This is a genomic window from Pseudarthrobacter linnaei (assembly GCF_055412825.1).
In genome coordinates, this window is record NZ_JBVAYX010000016.1 from 60,781 (window position 1) to 78,028 (window position 17,248).

Consider the following 17,248-nt stretch of genomic DNA (forward strand, 5'->3'; position numbering starts at 1 on the left):
GGTAATTCGTCGGCAGACGAGGAGGTCACAAGGTACAGGCTATTGACCGTCTAGCTAAACTAATGTTCAATTAGATAAAGATCACATTCGACCGCGCACGTCGGCGGCCAACCTTCCAAAGTCGCGAAGCAAAGGAGCATCATGACCACCATTGACTGGAACCGTGTATCCAAGGGCGTAGCCCGGGAAAACCACAAAATGATCTGGCGCCCGTACGGCATCCCTACGGTGATGGACCTTGAACACACCTGTTATCACGATGCGCCAATCTCCGAACCCTGGAGTGAAATCCCGGAAGAGATCATCATCTCGGTTGCCATCACCGGCGCATTCTTCCGCACAGACCAGAACCCGAACCAGCCCATCACCCCCGAGGAGATCCTGGCGTCGGCCCGGGAGGTGGCGACTGCAGGAGCCAGCGCGGTGCACATTCACGTCCGGGACGACGAGGGCTACAACGTCCTTTCGCCCGAACGCTTCAACGCAGTCATCCAGCCCCTCCACGAGGAGTTCCCGGACTTGCCGGTTGACGCATGCCTGGTCCCGGCGCTTGACGGGGAGTGGGACAAAATGAACGAGGTGCTCGAATCCGGTCTGTTGGACGCAGCCCCGATCAACTCCACCGCCACATACGTGGGCGATTCCCTGTTCGTCAAACCCACACCGCTGCTGCTGGAGAAAACCCGCCGCATCCTTGAAGTCGGATCCGTCCCGGAAATTGCCGTCTACACCGACGCAGACGTATCCAACGCCGACCGTTACCTCTTCAAGTCCGGCCTACTCAAGGCCGGAGCCGTCTGGCTGATTCTGCCCGCGCTGCCCGGCTGCAGCCCGATGGAGAACCCGAGGCAGATGGTAGCCGGGCTGACCCGCACCGTGGAGGCCATTCGCGACGTCGACGCCAAAGCGGTCATCATGGTCTGCGCCGCAGGCCGCGCCTCCACTTACCTCGCAACGCTGGCCGCCGTCATGGGTCTGCACATCCGAGTGGGCATGGAAGACACATACTTCAAGTGGCCGCACCGCGAGGACAAGCTGACCAGCAACCTCGAAGCCTTCCAGCTCGCACAGCAGCTCGCGGCCGTCGTCGGACGCCGCGTCGCAACACCAGCCGAAACCCGCCGCCTCATGGGCCTCGCCCAGCGGACCACCACTGCGCCGGTCTCCTGACCCACCAGCACCAAACAGTCTTGGCCGCCGCCGTCCAACTGGAGGCGGCGGCCATTTCAAGCAAAGGAAATTGAGCAATGGAACTCAAGGAAACGTCGGCGATAGTCACGGGAGCGGGATCAGGACTGGGACTGGCGACCGCGCGCCGGCTTTTGTCCGAAGGCTGCAGAGTCGTAGCCATGGACCGGAATGTCTCCGCGCTCCGGGAAGATGCGGAAGAATTTTCCGCCATCATCGAAGCCGACGTCACCTCCGAGGAAGGACTCGCTGAAGCATTTGCCCAGGCGGCCGAAACCTGTGGCGAGATCCGGCTGGTCGTGCACTGTGCGGGCGTCCTGGGTAATGGGGCAGTGCTCAGCCCAAGCCGCGGAACTCTGCCGCTCAAACGCTTCGCTGATGTTGTCGCCATTAACCTCACCGGAACCTTTAACAGCATCAGGCTGGCGGCCGAGCACATGCAGGGATTGTCGCCACTGGAAGACGGCGAACGCGGCGTCATCATCACTACGGCCTCCATCGCAGCCTGGGAAGGCCTCTCCGGGCAGGCGGCATATGCGGCCAGCAAGGGCGGCGTCGCAGCGATGACACTACCCCTTGCCCGCGAACTGGCCGCCCACGGTATCCGCGTCATGAGCATCGCCCCCGGCATGTTCCACACAGGCCTGCTGAGCGACATCCCGGACCTCACCCTCAAACACCTCATTGATGACGTGCCGTTTCCAAAGCGTGCCGGCAAAGGCGAAGAATTCGCCGACCTCGCGATCGCCATTGCACGGAACCGGATGCTCAACGGCGAGGTCATTCGCCTCGACGGGGCACTCCGCATGCGAAACCCAAATAGCTGAACAACTCCATTGAGTCGGCGCGGCGATCCATTGGAGTTGCCGAATGCCGTTCACGATGAGCCCAATATCCGCGTCCTCTATCCGTGCGCACAGGGGATGACGGGAAGGAACGTACGATGACGAACAACTCCGGGCTTCGGCCTAATGACGCACAGCCGGTCACGGTGCTGGAGGGGCTCATGCAGGACTGGCCCCTGACACTGGACAGAGTCGTCCGACGAATGGGATCGACGGCCGCATCGGCATCAATTGCAGATGTTTCCCCGGCCGGAATCCGGCGCCGCAATTTCGCCGAGACAACACGCCGGATACGCCGCATAGGCCCGGCGCTTCAGGCCTATGGAATCAAGAAGGGCGACAGGGTCGCCACGATTGGTTTCAACACTCTGCACCACCTTGAGCTCTTCCTCGGCGTTCCAGCGGCCGGCGCGGTGCTTCACACGGTGAACCCGCGCCTCGGCGAAAACCATCTGGAATACATTCTCGCGCACGGTGGATCAAGGCTGGCCTTCCTGGACGCAGCTCTTGCGCCGTCCCTCCTGCCGGTTCTGCTGCGGATTCCCCAACTTGAATCGGTGATCCTGCTCGAGTCCGATGACTACGAGGACTTCCTGTGTGCAGGAGATTCGAAAGACTTCGTGTTCCCGCAATTGGAAGAGCGGCAGGCTGCCGCCCTGTGCTACACCAGCGGAACCACCGGGCTGCCCAAGGGCGTTCTGTATTCGCACCGATCCAACTTCCTCCATGCGCTCGGCGTTTGCCTGGCCGAAGGAATGGGCATATCGAGCAGGGACACCGTTCTTCCAGTGGTGCCACTATTTCACGCCAACGCGTGGGGACTTCCGCATGCAGCCGGCCTGACCGGCGCGGACCTGGTCTTACCGGGCAGGGACACCTCAGGGGCGGCAATTGCGCGCCTGATCGAAAGCGAGAAGGTCACGTTCACGGCAGGCGTACCAACGGTTCTGGCATCTCTTTTGGAGTACGCAGATCAAAACCCTGGTGTCCTGGAGTCCCTTCGGACGGCGGTCACCGGTGGTGCGCCGATGACCGTGTCCTTGCTCGATGGATACGCTCGGCACGGCGTGAACCTGCTGCAGGGGTGGGGGATGACCGAGACAAGCCCCAATGTATCCCTGTCCCGTCCGCCCCGACGCGCTCAGGGAGGCGACGAAGCCAACTCATACCTCATGACCGCCGGCCGGCTGAATCCGTTGGTTGACGCCCGCCTCGTGGGCAAGTCCGGCGAGGATCTGCCGTGGGATGGCAAGGCGGCGGGGGAGATCCAACTGCGAAGCCCCCACGCGGCGAAGGGGTATTACAAGGACAGCGAAGCCTCGGCGGAATTGATTGACAATGGCTGGCTGCGCACCGGAGACCTGGCAACGATCGACCCCGACGGATACGTTCGTCTCCGGGATCGGCTCAAGGACCTCATTAAGTCCGGTGGGGAGTGGATTCCCACCGCCGAGTTGGAGCAGCACATCCTCTCCAGCCCCGCAGTATCAGACGTTGCGGTAGTCGCACGCCCGGACGAACGCTGGGGCGAGCGGCCGGTTGCGTTCATCGTGCCCGGCAAAGACGGGGGAGTGGATCAACAAGAACTCACCGATTACTTACGGACCCGCGTCCCGGCATGGTGGATTCCGGCCACCTTCCACGTGGTTGAAAAGCTCCCTTTGACCTCAGTCGGGAAAATTGACAAGAAGCTCCTGCGGGAAAAGGTCAACTCCTAGACTGCCGAACGTGCCGGCCAGCCGGCCCCGTCACCAACCCACAATCCCGCCAGGGAAGTGATGGAGCGAAGGCCGGAGATTCCCGAATATTACGTCTCGAGCCGGAAGAGAAGAGACCCTCATATTGCGGCCTCGACACCCTCGGCAGAAGCTTCCTGAGCCATGCGGGCGGCGTGGAACCATTGCCCGGCTGACCGCAATCAGGGTGTATCGACCAAAAACAAAGACAAACAACTCCGGCGCCGCCAGCGCTGAAGCCGGCCGCGGCGGAGTCTCTCTGCGTCCCCCTTCTCGGGGGTCTGCTCCGACTAAGCCAGGACCGCGGAGCCTTCGTACAGGAGTTCCCCGCGCTCGACGTTCCAGTGCTCGGCCACCAGGGTGAAGAATGGTTCCGTCTCGAGGATCCGCTCCGGAGGGTAGACGCCGGCGGGGAGGTCGGTATTCATCGTCGTAGCGACTGTGACGGCGAACGGGACGCCGGTTCCGATGGCCATAGGTTCAGGCTTGGTCCTGGTTGCGGCGAACTGGGTAACCCGTTCGCCGTCTCGTGTGCCCGTCGCAGCCACGAAGTAGATGGGAAGGTCACCCACGCCGGAGTAACTGCCGGCCCTGACAGCGGCTTCGGCAGCAATGGCCTCGTCCCGGGCTACGAGCAACGTCACTGCCTGCGCCACGCTCAGGGCGCCGGATTCAATGCGTTCCTTGAGGATGCTGAATTCGGCAGCCCGGTCAGGGGTCACCAGACACAGACTTCGACAGTTGCCGCGGAGGTGGAAGCTGTCGCGGAACGTCACCGGTTCCGGATGCCCGACGATGTATCCCACGCCCGTGCCAAGTCCTGCGATGTCCACAGGGAAGGGAACAAGTGCAGGTTCCTGCACGAATTCGCCGTCTTCCAGGACGGTCACAGTTCCCGTGATCTGCTCGAAGAAGTGCTCCAGGGCCGCCTGGCTCTGTCCGTTGAAGGACCTCAGCAGGTCCCAGTCCTGGTAGCTGCTGTTGAAGGACCACGCCGAGGTGATGTCCTCGATGTCCTCCAGGCCCTTGGTGGCCAGAACACCGAGCATGTTCATGAAGCCAGGGCTCGCTCCCGCCCCGATGATCGCGGTGATTCCCGCTTCTTTGGCCTCAGCGTCGAGCTGGAGCATGTCGAGCGTAGGCTCGGGATCGTCGCAAATATCGTAATAGCGGGTGCCCGTGGCGATAGCTGCCTTGAGGATGGGAACACCGAATCGGAAAAACGGCCCAACGCTGTTCATGACGATGTCGAATCCGGCGAGGACCTCCCGCAGGTGACGGTCGTCCGTGACGTCGAGTTCAATGGCCGCTGCGTCCTGTCCGGATGCCTGAAGCTCGGCTGCCGCCGCTTCAGCAGCCTCCCGGTTTCGGTCCGCCACGACGACGATTTCCGGATTTGCGACGCGCGACAGCGTGGTCAGGGCCTGCCGACCCATGGCCCCGGACCCTCCCAAAGCGAGAATTCTCATGACTACTCCTTCGACGCCAGGCGCCAGGCGCCAGATTAAATAAACGTATGTTCATAGACTGCCACCCCAGCGAGGTTTCGGCAAGAGCGAAATGCAATGGAGCGCAATCGGAGATACGTCGCTCATACTGGGCCTGTACATCCAGATCATCTAAGTATACGTTTGTTCATGTAACCCGAGTTTGTGAGGAGCACCACATGATTGAGATCGCCACTCTGAAGCCCATTATCGGTGGAAACGAGTACCTGAGCGGATCCGCGTTCGACGTGTACGAGCCGGCCACGGGGGATGTCATCGGCGACATCCTGGATGTTGGGGTCGAAGGAGTCGAGACCGCCGTAGCAACTGCGAAGAAGGCCTTCCCCGCGTGGCGCGGCATGACTCCGAAGGACCGCGGAACCAAACTGCTCGCCATTGCCGATGCAATCGACGCTAACGCGGAGCAGTTGGGCATCCTGGAATCCCGCGATGTGGGAAAGCCGCTGGCGGATGCAGTCGCTGAGATGCACTCGGCCGCGGACAAGTACCGTTTCTTCGCCGGAGCCGCACGCTCCATGATGGCGCCGGCGCCGGGGGAGTACAAGCCCGGGATCACCAGCATGGTCCGCCGGGAACCCGTCGGTGTCGTCGCGGCCCTGACGCCATGGAACTACCCCATGGGGCTGACCAGCTGGAAAATTGCTCCGGCCCTCGCCGCCGGTAACACCGTAGTCCTTAAGCCGCCTACAGAGGCCTCGCTGACCACGCTGTACCTGGCCCGTCTCATCGCGGAGATCCTCCCCGCAGGCGTACTCAACGTGGTTAGTGGCCGCGGATCTACGGTTGGCGCCGCCCTTGCCGGACACCCCGACGTTGCCCTCGTCTCCCTGACCGGCGGCACGTCCACCGGCAAGACCATCATGCGCCAGGCCGCGGACACGATGAAGATCGTCCATCTCGAGCTCGGCGGCAAGGCTCCCGTTCTCGTCTTCGACGATGCGGACCTGGACAAGTTCTCTGCCACCATGAAAGGTGCCGTTTACCGGAACTCCGGCCAGGACTGCACCGCTGCAACCCGCATCTACGCTCACGAGAGCATCAAAGATGAAGTGGTTGAGAGGATTTCGCACATCGCCAATTCACTCGTCGTGGGCAACGGTTTCACCGATCCTTCGGTGGAAATGGGGCCCGTCGTTTCCCTGCGGCAGCAGGAAGTAGTATCCGGTTTCGTTGACCGTGCCAGGGCTACAGGCCACGCACGTGTTGCGGCCGGAGGCGAGAAGCCTGGCCTGAACGGGGCCTACTACGCACCCACGGTCGTGACGAACGTGCGGCAGGACGACGAAATCGTGCAGGAAGAAATCTTCGGACCGGTGGTCGCTGTCAGCTCCTTCACCACAGAAGAGGATGCAATCGCCAAGGCCAATGGCGTCGCGTATGGCCTCGCCGCCTCGATCTGGACCCGGGACATCGATCGCGCCCTCGTCAGCGCCGCACGGATCGAAGCCGGCACCGTCTGGGTCAACGACCACGGCCCGACAACCGCCGAAATGCCTTTCGGCGGGTACAAGCAGTCCGGCGTCGGACGCGACCTGTCCATCCATGCCATTGAGGAACACATGCACCTCAAGCACGTCGCGGTCTCCCACGGCCGCGCGCTCTAGGACCAGAAAGTGAATTCACTCATGGGAGTCACCTTTGACCCATCCCTTGCATCAGCGACCCGGGAGCGTATTCTCGCCGCCATTGGCGAGCTCAACTGCCCCGAATTGAACAGCGACCTGACGATTACCTCCCTCTCCGGTGGTGCGAGCAACGTCAACGTCCGGATTGACACCAGTTCACGTTCCTGGGTGCTGCGTGTGTGCGCCCCGGACGCCGAACGGTGGGGTGTCCGCCGCGAAGCAGCCATCGAAGCGCAGCAAGACGCGGCCGCCCTGGGCCTGGCACCAAAAATCGTGGCATCATTGCTGCCCGAAGGGCACTTCCTGTCCGAATACGTCCCGGCGAAGACCGTTACGAGCGAGCTTGTCCGCGAGGAAAACCTCATCCCGCTGATTGCACGCACCCTGACGGATCTGCAGAAGGGAACCACGAAGTCGCGCGACTTTTCACCGTTTGAGGACATGCGGACCTGGATCGAGCTGGGGGACGCCGAAGGGGTCCAACCACCTGAAGATCTGGAGTTCCTGCTCTCAGCCGTATTGCGCATCGAGGCCCTGTTCTCCACCCGCGACATGCCGAGGGCCTTCTGCCACAGTGACCTGGTACCCCAGAATTTCCTGCTGCTGGACAACCAACTGAAGATCGTCGACTTTGACTACGCAGGAAACGGCTGGGTGGCCTTCGAACTCGCATCCTTTGCCTGCCAGGCGCAACTGAACCCGGACGAAACCGACCTGTTCCTGAGCAGTTACGATCCTCTGGTCGACGAAGGGCAGCGAGCCCGCGTTGAACTTATGCGCCTGATTGCCGGTGTCCGGGAAGGGGTGTGGGCGATCATGGCCGAACCTTACCTCGACCAGGAAACGGTCCCGTTGGAGGGCTGGACGTACCGCCAATACGCGGAAAACAACTTCGCCCAGGCCCGTACCGTCGTCGAATCAGGACGATTTGCCGACTATCTCAAGAAAGCTCGCCATGTTGCGCCCACAGCACGTTTCTGAGAACAGGCCGAGCTGTTCAATCGAGGAGCACAAATGATTGACCTCAGGGGAAAGACCATCGTGATCACCGGCGGTGCGCGCGGACTCGGGTACGAAATCGCCCGCGCCGCCGCAGGGCAGGGCGCATCGCTCGCCCTCATCGGGCGGACCCTTTCCTCCCTGGAAAGTGCCGCCAAGGAGCTCACGGAGCTCATCGAAAACCGGCCGAAGAACACCGGGCAGCAAATCACGATCCACGTGGCCGACATCGCCAACGACGATCAGGTCCGGGATGCCTTCACCGGGATCGTCGCTGCCCATGGCAAGGTCGACGGGCTAGTCAACAACGCGGGCGTCGCCGAGGAACACAAGCTCCTCGACACACCGCCCGAAAGCTGGCGCCGTGTCGTGGAGACGAATCTGACTGCGCCCTTCACCTGCATAGTGCAGGCCGCCCGGGCCATGGGACCTGGCAGTGCCATCGTGAACATCGCTTCCGTCGATTCCCGTGGGGCGGACGGCCCGTTCGCCAGCTATATCGCCGCGAAAACAGGTCTCATCGGTCTGACGAAGGCCGCGGCTGTAGAACTTGGCCCACTGGGCATCCGAGTCGTGTCCGTCAGCCCGGGATGGACCATGACTGACATGGTGGCGGAATCGGTCACTCCCGAGGCGCTGCATCGAATGCGCACCAACTTCACCCGCGCACCGCTGGGACGCATGACCGAAGGCATCGAAGTAGCCAACACGGTCGTCTTCCTGCTGAGCAACGCCGCGAGCGGAATCACCGGGGAGGACGTTCTCGTCGACTGCGGCACAACGGCAAACCTATACATCCTCGAGACCCTTGAAGAACAGGGAGACACCCCAGCATGAACACCAGAATCGCCGTCATCGGCGCCGGAACCGCCGGATCCGGCGCAGCCCGGCGGGCGGCCGAGCTCGGCGCCAAAGTCACGCTGATTGAACGGGACGCACCCGCCAGCGGCTCCTCCGGCCGTTCAGCAGCCATTTACAACGTCCAGACCGTTGACCCGCTGCACATCGAATTGCGCATGCGCGCCCGTGAACTGTTCTTCCGCCTCGAACGCGACCACGGCCTGCCCCTCAAGCGAATCGGCAACGTGCGTGTGGGCTGGAGCGAAGCGGACATGGAACGGCTCGAAGCGGTGAACAGGACGCAGCGCGAACTCGGACTCGGCCCTGAGGACGCCATCATCCTCAACCGTCAGGATCTGCAGAAACTGGTTCCTGACCTGAACACCTCCGATTTGGCGGGCGGGCTCTTTGGCCCGCAGGACGGCACCGTCAACGGCGAGATCATGTGCCAGGCGCTGGTCAATGAAGCCATCGAGCTCGGCGCCGAATACAAGAAAGCCAACGTTCTTAGACACCAGCTCCGAAGCGACGGAACTCATCTGATCAACACATCTGACGGCGACGTCGTAGCAGACATTGTCATCAACGCCGCCGGCGCCTGGGCAGGGATCGTAGGCGAATTGCTCGGACATCCCGCGCCCGTCCTCCCGCAGGTACACGACATCGTCAAGGTATCCCTGGCCAAGCCCCTCGGGTACACCGTGCCGATGGTCAACCTCTACATGCCCGGATCTGAGGGTGAGGCGCTGTACTTCAGGCAGTTCGACGAGACCACGCTGCTCGCTGGTTTCCACACCTACCAGGTGCTTGAAGGGCACCCGATCGCCGACCCGGAGAACTTCCGCAGTGAAGTGGAGCCGTCCTACGTCGAAGCTGTCCAGGAAGCCATCAACCAACGCTTCCTGGTACCCGGCATGACGGTACAGGCCGGATGGACCGGACTCTACCCCTGCACGGCGGATGAGGAATTTATCATCGGCCCCGAACCGACAGACAACTCTGTCATCACTTGTACCGGTTTGGGCGGCGTAGGCGTCACATCCGGAGCCATGGCCGGGTACACCGCCGCCGAATGGGCCATTCAGGGCCGTCCGACCACAATCTCCGGCGCCACGAGGTGGCTGCCGGGCCGCGCAAGCCTGAAAGGTATTAACTAATGAGCATCCTCCTTGTCAATGACGATGGGGTCGAATCCCCGGGCCTGCACTCCCTGCGTGACGGCCTGATCAAAGCCGGCCACCGTGTCATCACCGTAGCCCCAGGCGTCCCGCGCAGCGGCACGTCCCGCGGCGCAACGTTCCGCAACCCGGTGCTGTACATGCAGGTCGACGGCGCCGAGACCAACCCCGTCTACGCCTGCGATGGCACCCCGACCGACTGCGTGCGCGTAGCCCTGATGTCCAACCTCGCGCCCGATGTGGAACTGGTCCTCTCCGGAATCAATGAAGGCGGCAACCTCGGTGACGACGCCACCTATTCAAGCACCGTAGGGGCAGCGATCGAAGGCGCATTGTTCGGCGTCCCGGCGATCTCCGCCTCCCAACAGTCCACCGACGGGCTTTTCCGCCTCGTCGATCGGACCGGGTACGACTGGGACTTCGGTGTAGACGCAACTCTCTGGCTGGCAGAAGCGGTCCTCGCCTCCGGCATGCCGGACAGGACTGTTATCAACCTCAACGTCCCCGGCCAGCCCAACGGATCCGCTGCGCCGCTGATCACCCGACTCGGCCGCAGGGCCTGGGGACGCGGCGGACTGCACGAAGAAACCTACGGCAACCTCCGGGGCTACTTCACCTTCGGAGTCACCCGTGACGGAGACGCACCTTATGTCAAGGAAGAAGGAACGGACTTCGACGCCTTGTCGAAGGGACATATATCCCTGACGTCCCTCTCCGTGAACTGGGCCGAACCCCAAGCTGGCAAAGATCTGCGCAGCTGGCTGGAAGCCCTCATCGCCACAGGTACCGCTCCTACGCCGGAACCGGCCGCCTCCGGCAAGTAGTTGCCGAAACACTCCCATCACTCCCACGTTCTAGGGATATCACCATGACCGAAACCTATCCGACTGTCACCAGCCATTCGACACCAGAGGCTTCCACGAAACTTACCGGAACGCTCAGTACGACCGACATCGTCTTCACGGTACTGGCCTTCAACGCGCCGCTGTCCGTGTTCGTCGGGTTCATTCCCGTCATCATCGGCGCAGGAAACGGCCTCGGAGCCCCCACAGCCTACGCGGCCGCCGGCGCCCTGATCCTGCTCTTCACGGTCGGCTTCACCGCCATGGGCCGGAAGCTCCCCAACCCCGGGGCGTTCTATGCCTACATCACGGCCGGCCTCGGGCGACCGCTGGGCCTCGGCGCAGCTTTCCTCGCCGTCGTCTCCTACTTCTTCATCCTCGTCGGCGGCTACGCCTTCGGGGGCATTGCACTGGAGGCGCTTATACGCGACGTGCTCCACGGCCCTGATATCGCGTGGTGGATCTGGGTTCTGGTGCTGATGGCAGTTGTTGGCACTCTTGGCTACTTCCGCATCTCCCTGTCAGCGAAGATCCTAACCATCTTCATGACCGGCGAACTGGTCATCATCGTCTGCTACAACGCCATCGTCTTTGCCACCGGCGGAGCCAACGGCGTCCCGACGGAACCGTTCCTGGCCTCCAACATTTTCTCCGGCAACGTCGGCCTGGCCGTACTATTCGGCATCGTCTGCTTTTCCGGATTCGAGGCAACGGCCGTATTCCGTGAAGAGGCGCGTAACCCGGAACGGACCATTCCGAAGGCTACGTACATCGCCGTCATCATGATGGGTAGTCTGTACGCCCTCTCCGCTTGGGCACAGATTGCCGGGATCGGCGTAGATCAGGTCGTCGACCAGGCGGCAGCCGATCCCACCGGCACCGTCCTGGCCTCCGTCACAACGTTCATGACCAAGACTGTCACCGACATCGTTACCGTGCTGCTGGTGACCAGCATCTTCGCCGCCAACCTGGCAACACACAATGTCACCGGCAGGTACATCTACTCCCTCAGCGTTGACCGGATTTTCCCGGCCGCGCTCAGCGCCGTGCACCACAAGCACGGCTCCCCGCACCGCGCTTCCCTGGTCACGACTGGCATCGCCGTCATCTTCCTGCTGAGCCTTGTCCTGGCCAACGTTGATGGTCTCACCATCTATGCAGTCCTGATCGGCATCGGCGGATACGCCCTGATTCTCCTGATGCTGATGACGAGCCTGGCAGTGGTTGGCTACTTCAGGGCCGACGCAGAAGCACGCACGTCGCTCTGGAAGCACACCGTTGCGCCCGTTCTGGCAGCCGTAGGACTGATCGTCGCGCTGATCTTGGCAACACTCAACGTCGCCGTCCTCATCGGCGGTGACGAGGCACTGGCAACCGGACTGATGGCGCTGTTCTACGGATCCGTCGCCTTTGGCGTCGTGTACGCACTCGTGCTCCGCCGGCGGAACCCGGCCGTGTACCGACGTATCGGCCGCCAAGAAGTCTAACGAATCCCGGCTGTACCGGCGGGCCCTGCCTGCCGGTACAGCCTTCCAAAAGAAGGAAAAGACCATGACCGGAGCGGACCACGCCCCGTGCATTCGCGGATCTGTCGATGCGCTCAACCGTGCGGAGCTCCTGATCGGTGGCGGAGTGACCTCAGGCCTTCGACGAGCCCTGGAACCCCAGCCACTTTCCTTCGACTCCGGCCACGGAAGTCACCTAAAAGACGTGGACGGCAACGATTACATCGACTACGTGTTGGGCTGGGGACCGGCCCTCCTGGGCCATACCCACCCCGCGGTCACCGCAGCCGTGGAGACACAAATCCGCAAGGGACAGGTGTTCGGAGCCATCCACCCCGGAGAGCGCCTGGCCGCCCAACGGCTGCTGGACTGCGTCCCTCAATTCGGCCGCGTGCTGTTCAGCAACACCGGCACGGAAGCGGTGCAGGTTGCCCTGCGCCTGGCAAGGGCCGCAACAGGCCGGAATTTGATCGTGAAATGCGCCGGCGCCTACCACGGCTGGCACGACACCATGCTGCTCAGCTACCACCAACACCCGGGAGGCCACCGGCCGGTCACCAACACCTTGGGACAGAACCCCCGGGTCCTCGATGACGTTCTCGTCATCGACTTTAACGATGTGGAGAGCGTCCGGTCCGTGTTCAGGCAGTATGGCCAGGACATCGCCGCCGTGATCATCGACCCCATCCTGTCCAACAGCGGCGTCATCGAACCGGACACGGCATTCCTGGCAATGTTGCGGGAAGAGTGCGACCGCACAGGAGCGCTCCTCGTCTACGACGAAGTCATCACCGGCTTCCGCATCGCGTTGGGCGGCGCGGTAGAGCTCTACGGCGTCGTGCCCGACCTTGCCGTATACGCCAAGGCCATGGCCAACGGTTTCCCGATCAGCGCAGTCGCCGGCCAACCCGAAGTGATCGACCTGGTTGCACAGGGCGTGGTTCACGCCGGCACCTATAACGGCAATGCGATAGCCACCGCAGCAACAGCGGTGACCCTCGACGTCCTGGCGCAACCTGGAACCTACGAATCACTTTGGGCCCAGGCAAAAACTCTGGCGAAGGGCCTGCAGAACGTCTTCGACGGCCATGGCGTCGATGCACACGCTCACCACCTCGGTCCGATCATTCAGGTCCTCTTTGAAAAGACCCACCCCATCTCGGCATCGGACTTTGACGAAACCGACTGGACTCTCTGGAACCAGTGGTCTCGGTCCCTGTCCGAGGAGGGGCTGTTCCTATTGCCTCACGGCCGTCTGTTCCTGTCCACAGCCCACACCGTCGAAGACATCCAGCGAACTGTCAAAGCCTTCGAACGGGTCGTCCAGAACGAAAAGGATAGATTTTGATGAGCACAACAGCGGGTACCGTACCGGCCACGCCCAGGCCGGCGGCTTTCATAACCGGTGCGACTGGCGGTATTGGCCGAGCCGTAGCGCTTGAATTCGCTAAGACGCACAACCTTGTCATCACCGACCGTGACCCCGCAGGATTATTGACTCTGCAACAGGAAGCCAGCCTGCTCGGGGCGCAAACAGTGCACCGCAGTGCGGACGTCACCGATGAGAACTCGCTGCAGGAACTACTTGCCGAGTCCCGAACCGAGTTTGGTCCCGTGAACGCAGTCATCGCCTGCGCTGGAATCGCCCCAGGAGGGACCGTTGAGACCACCTCCCTCGATGACTGGCAGAGAGTGATCGGCGTCAACCTGACCGGGTCCTTTGTCACCGCGCGAGTCAGCATTCCCTCGCTGCGGGAAACGAAGGGTTCCTTCATTGCCATCGCGTCCGATGCCGGCACCTTCGGCGCCCAGGATCTCGCCGCGTACGTCGCCTCTAAGCACGGAGTCGTGGGCCTAGTGAAATCCCTTGCCTTGGACTTCGGCTCAGAAGGAATCCGGTCCAACGCAATCTGCCCCGGATTTGTTGAAACGCCCATGATGCGCAAGATTTTTGATGAGTCCCCTGAGGGCACCGAGGACTATTACCGAAACGCCGTCCCGCTTGGACGCTTCGCGAAACCGGACGAAATCGCAAAAATCGCCCGTCATCTGACCGAGTCGAGCTATGCCAATGGCATGACTTATGCGGTTGATGGCGGATCGACGTCAGGTTACTACCAGGCCCCCCGCACCTCATGACTCCTCGCGCATACAGGCCACCGCCTACCTCGCTTTTCGCTCCAGCGCTAAACCGACGCCAGCCCATCTGCATCTCCGGGACCGCCCGCTTCCTTGAAGCGGTTGCGGGACGAGACGATCAACAAAGAAAGCCCACCGATGACATCCACGATTCTTCGGAACAACTACGACCTCAGCAACTCGGCCCGGGAGTTTGAACGAGCCAAACGATCGATCCCAGGTGGACTGGTCTCGCTGGTCCGCCGGCGTGACAACCAAGCCGTCTTCGCTAAGGCCCAAGGGGCCTACCTTTGGGATGTCGACGGCAACAAGTACATTGACTGTGTCATGGCCCATGGACCCGTCCTGATCGGACATGCAGACCCATTGATCAACGAAGCAGCCAAGCGTTCCCTTGATAACGGTGTGCAGTTCGGCGGCTCCTACGTCAGGGAAACAGTGTTGGCAGAAGCCGCGCTCAAGCAATTGCCTTTCGCCGAGAGGGTCACCTTCATGACCACCGGCACAGAAGCCGTCCAGCTGGCCATACGAGTGGCCCGCACAACCACCGGCCGGAACCTGATCGTGAAATTTCAGGGCCACTTCCACGGGTGGATTGACCCGGTGTATGTAAACATCCCGGGATACGACCCACAAGGACCGATCAATAGAGGCCCCGGCAACATCCCCGGTTCAGTCGCCATCGAACCCGCCGTCGAAGGCGCCACTCCTCCCAGCGACATCGTCGTCACCACCTGGAATGACCTGGACGCGTTCACCCTGCTGATAGAAGAAGTGGGAGACCAGGTAGCTGGCGTAATCATGGAGCCCTTCGTGACAGGATTCGGGACGTACAAGCCGCGCGAAGGCTACCTACAGGGGCTGAAAGACGTGTGCCGCAAGCACGGGGCCCTCGTGATCTACGACGAGATCGTCACGGGCTTCCGTGTCTCTCCGTCAGGGGCAAGCGGTCTTCTGGGAGTGACTCCTGACCTTGCCACCTACGCCAAAGGCATCGCAAACGGATTCCCCCTGAGCATGCTCGCAGGAACAAGGGAAGCAATGGCCTGCATAGAGGACGGACGGGTGCCGGCCGCCGGCACATACAGCGGAACGCCTGCTTCACTGGAAGCCGCCATCGCCTCCCTCGCCCGGATCGAAGAAGAAGGCACTGGCTTCTATTCGTACCTGCACACGCTGGGCTCCCGCCTCAAGAGAGGCTTGGAGGAGGTCGGGCGGACCCACTCAATTCCGATTGTGGTCAATCAGATCGGGTCTCTCGCACAGATACTCTACGGAGATATCGCGGACCCGCATTCCGTGGAAGGTGTCTACTCTTCCGACAAGGCCACCGTCACCCGCCTCTGCGAAGCGATGATTACAAGGGGGGTCTACACGACGCGCAAGGGCTTGTTCTTCCTCAGCAGGGCCCACACCAAAGCCGATATCGATGCAGTGATCAGCACGTTCGACGACGCCGTAACCGCACTGATAAAGGGCGACTGACCTGCGGGTCTGAGGAACTTGCGCCCCGGCACAGTCCGGGAGGGCATCGCCCGAACTTCTGCCCAATACCGCCTGCCTTGGGCCCACGACCCCTCGTGTAAGTGTTTCTGCGGCCCCGGTCAGACCCTCCGACAAATAGCAAAGACCTGGAACAACAAAATGAAGAAACGCCCGACGAACCAGCTGGTCCAAAACGACCGGGTCACCGCCGCCCTGCCATTAGAACGGCCGGCAGCGAATGGCGACTGTATGACGGACTCAAACACAACGTGCCACTACTGCACAGGACCGGAAACCGACTAACCCCACGGCCCGGGACACCGGGCGCTACGTATTCAGGACCGCAACATGACGACACCGCTCACTTCCCGTAAATTCCGTCCCTACGACCTCAGCCACCTCTGCATCGGCGACCTGATCGAGGCACGACAAGGTCAAAACTTCACCACCTTGGACCCGTGAAGGAAGCACTGCCAGCATTGGGCCTGTTCTGGATTCAGACTTGATCTATTCGACATTTGGTATGTGACATCAGACGAAACGGACGATGAGACCCGTCGGCTCTCCCCATAGAGTCCCCAGCGTGCATGGAACCGCCTGCAGGCCGAGCGAGGGCCAAAACTCGAAAGACCAACGTTTAGAGCTTCCCTTGAGATGCCCGGCAATCGGTCGACGACCGAATGTCATTCGCCGTGTGGGCCAAGTCAGAATCCCAACCTCAGACTGCCACGGCAAGACCCATTGATCACCGAAGGAAGTTGGGCGACATGTTAGAAGAGCAAACCACCGCGCAGAATTGGTCCTACCTCAACCCGGGTGACCGCGTCGCCGTCAAAGAACCCGGAAGACTTCACTATGAAGCCACAGTCGACATACTCACCCAAGATGCTGACATCGTGTGGATTATTCCGGACGCCGGCTCGGGCCGTAGAGCTTTTGACTGCCGGGAAGGGATCACCATCCGGCCTAGCGAAAATCCAAGACTGCTGATTATGGATTAGCGCACAGCCGGAGGCGCCCCGTACGAAGGGCGCGACGCTAGCTACTGTGCCCCTTTTGGGCGCTGACTTGTCATAATATTCCGCTGTCGGCGTCGCTCCTGCAGAGCTACAGAGTCTGTTAGTACCAGAGCCCTAGCTCTTGAGCGCCGGGGCTCGCCTCAGCGCCCAGGCGGAGCGGGGCACGGTTACGTCCCGCTGAGTGGTGGAGTTTTCTCGACACCGTGCAGGTCAGTTAGTTGATTATGCTGCCGTGAGTTCGGGAAGCAAAATCGCCTCCTCGATTGGCGTGGCGGGTGTGGTGTTCATGGCCTTGAGTTCGGCCATGGAGGCCTCGGAGAGGTAGCGGCGGTCCCCGGC

General features: G+C 61.7%; 14 protein-coding genes. 13 read left to right on the top strand and 1 reads right to left on the bottom strand.

The features are described 5' to 3' along the window. Positions 1-141 precede the first annotated feature (141 nt). The 3 genes from ACZYZ3_RS14070 to ACZYZ3_RS14080 all read left to right on the top strand — a co-directional run bounded on the left by ACZYZ3_RS14070 (position 142) and on the right by ACZYZ3_RS14080 (position 3,751). A complete protein-coding gene (locus ACZYZ3_RS14070) occupies positions 142-1,170 on the top strand; it encodes a beta-keto acid cleavage family enzyme (RefSeq protein WP_463964432.1) in 1,029 nt (342 codons plus the stop codon). A gap of 77 nt (positions 1,171-1,247) precedes the next feature. After that, positions 1,248-2,015: an SDR family NAD(P)-dependent oxidoreductase gene (locus tag ACZYZ3_RS14075; RefSeq protein ID WP_463964433.1), complete on the top strand. Its 768-nt coding sequence runs from the start codon at positions 1,248-1,250 to the stop codon at positions 2,013-2,015. Positions 2,016-2,131: 116 nt separating this feature from the next. After that, a complete protein-coding gene (locus ACZYZ3_RS14080) occupies positions 2,132-3,751 on the top strand; it encodes a long-chain-fatty-acid--CoA ligase (protein WP_463964434.1) in 1,620 nt (539 codons plus the stop codon). A 308-nt stretch (positions 3,752-4,059) separates the two neighbouring features. On the opposite strand, the gene ACZYZ3_RS14085 is transcribed toward ACZYZ3_RS14080, so the two are convergent. Then, on the bottom strand, positions 4,060-5,238 hold the full coding sequence (locus tag ACZYZ3_RS14085; RefSeq protein ID WP_463964435.1) for a saccharopine dehydrogenase family protein: 1,179 nt from the start codon (positions 5,236-5,238) through the stop codon (positions 4,060-4,062). Between the two features lie 197 nt (positions 5,239-5,435). On the opposite strand from ACZYZ3_RS14085, the gene ACZYZ3_RS14090 reads away from it, so the two are divergent. The 10 genes from ACZYZ3_RS14090 to ACZYZ3_RS14135 all read left to right on the top strand — a co-directional run bounded on the left by ACZYZ3_RS14090 (position 5,436) and on the right by ACZYZ3_RS14135 (position 16,891). Continuing rightward, positions 5,436-6,881 carry an aldehyde dehydrogenase family protein gene (locus tag ACZYZ3_RS14090; RefSeq protein ID WP_463964436.1) on the top strand — a complete coding sequence of 482 codons (1,446 nt, stop codon included), beginning with the start codon at positions 5,436-5,438 and terminating at the stop codon, positions 6,879-6,881. A 9-nt stretch (positions 6,882-6,890) separates the two neighbouring features. Then, positions 6,891-7,883, top strand: a complete 993-nt coding sequence (locus ACZYZ3_RS14095) for a choline/ethanolamine kinase family protein (RefSeq protein ID WP_463964437.1) — start codon at positions 6,891-6,893, stop codon at positions 7,881-7,883. A 33-nt stretch (positions 7,884-7,916) separates the two neighbouring features. Beyond that, complete coding sequence (locus ACZYZ3_RS14100) at positions 7,917-8,738, top strand: SDR family NAD(P)-dependent oxidoreductase (RefSeq protein WP_463964438.1); 822 nt, start codon at positions 7,917-7,919, stop codon at positions 8,736-8,738. Next, positions 8,735-9,898, top strand: coding sequence for an NAD(P)/FAD-dependent oxidoreductase (locus tag ACZYZ3_RS14105; protein WP_463964439.1), 1,164 nt, complete (start codon positions 8,735-8,737; stop codon positions 9,896-9,898). Before ACZYZ3_RS14100 ends, ACZYZ3_RS14105 begins: the two co-directional genes overlap by 4 nt. Continuing rightward, positions 9,898-10,743 carry a 5'/3'-nucleotidase SurE gene (gene surE, locus ACZYZ3_RS14110; protein ID WP_463964440.1) on the top strand — a complete coding sequence of 282 codons (846 nt, stop codon included), beginning with the start codon at positions 9,898-9,900 and terminating at the stop codon, positions 10,741-10,743. Before ACZYZ3_RS14105 ends, surE begins: the two co-directional genes overlap by 1 nt. Before the next feature lie 44 nt (positions 10,744-10,787). Beyond that, complete coding sequence (locus ACZYZ3_RS14115; RefSeq protein WP_463964441.1) at positions 10,788-12,248, top strand: APC family permease; 1,461 nt, start codon at positions 10,788-10,790, stop codon at positions 12,246-12,248. Between the two features lie 64 nt (positions 12,249-12,312). Next, positions 12,313-13,614, top strand: coding sequence for an aspartate aminotransferase family protein (locus ACZYZ3_RS14120; RefSeq protein ID WP_463964442.1), 1,302 nt, complete (start codon positions 12,313-12,315; stop codon positions 13,612-13,614). Next, a complete protein-coding gene (locus tag ACZYZ3_RS14125) occupies positions 13,614-14,405 on the top strand; it encodes an SDR family NAD(P)-dependent oxidoreductase (RefSeq protein WP_463964443.1) in 792 nt (263 codons plus the stop codon). The genes ACZYZ3_RS14120 and ACZYZ3_RS14125 overlap by 1 nt, the downstream gene beginning before the upstream one ends. A 138-nt stretch (positions 14,406-14,543) precedes the next feature. After that, positions 14,544-15,890: an aspartate aminotransferase family protein gene (locus ACZYZ3_RS14130; RefSeq protein WP_463964444.1), complete on the top strand. Its 1,347-nt coding sequence runs from the start codon at positions 14,544-14,546 to the stop codon at positions 15,888-15,890. Positions 15,891-16,657: 767 nt separating this feature from the next. Then, positions 16,658-16,891 (top strand): hypothetical protein, encoded by a 234-nt coding sequence (locus tag ACZYZ3_RS14135; protein WP_463964445.1) that lies wholly within the window; start codon positions 16,658-16,660, stop codon positions 16,889-16,891. The last annotated feature ends 357 nt before the right edge of the window (positions 16,892-17,248 follow it).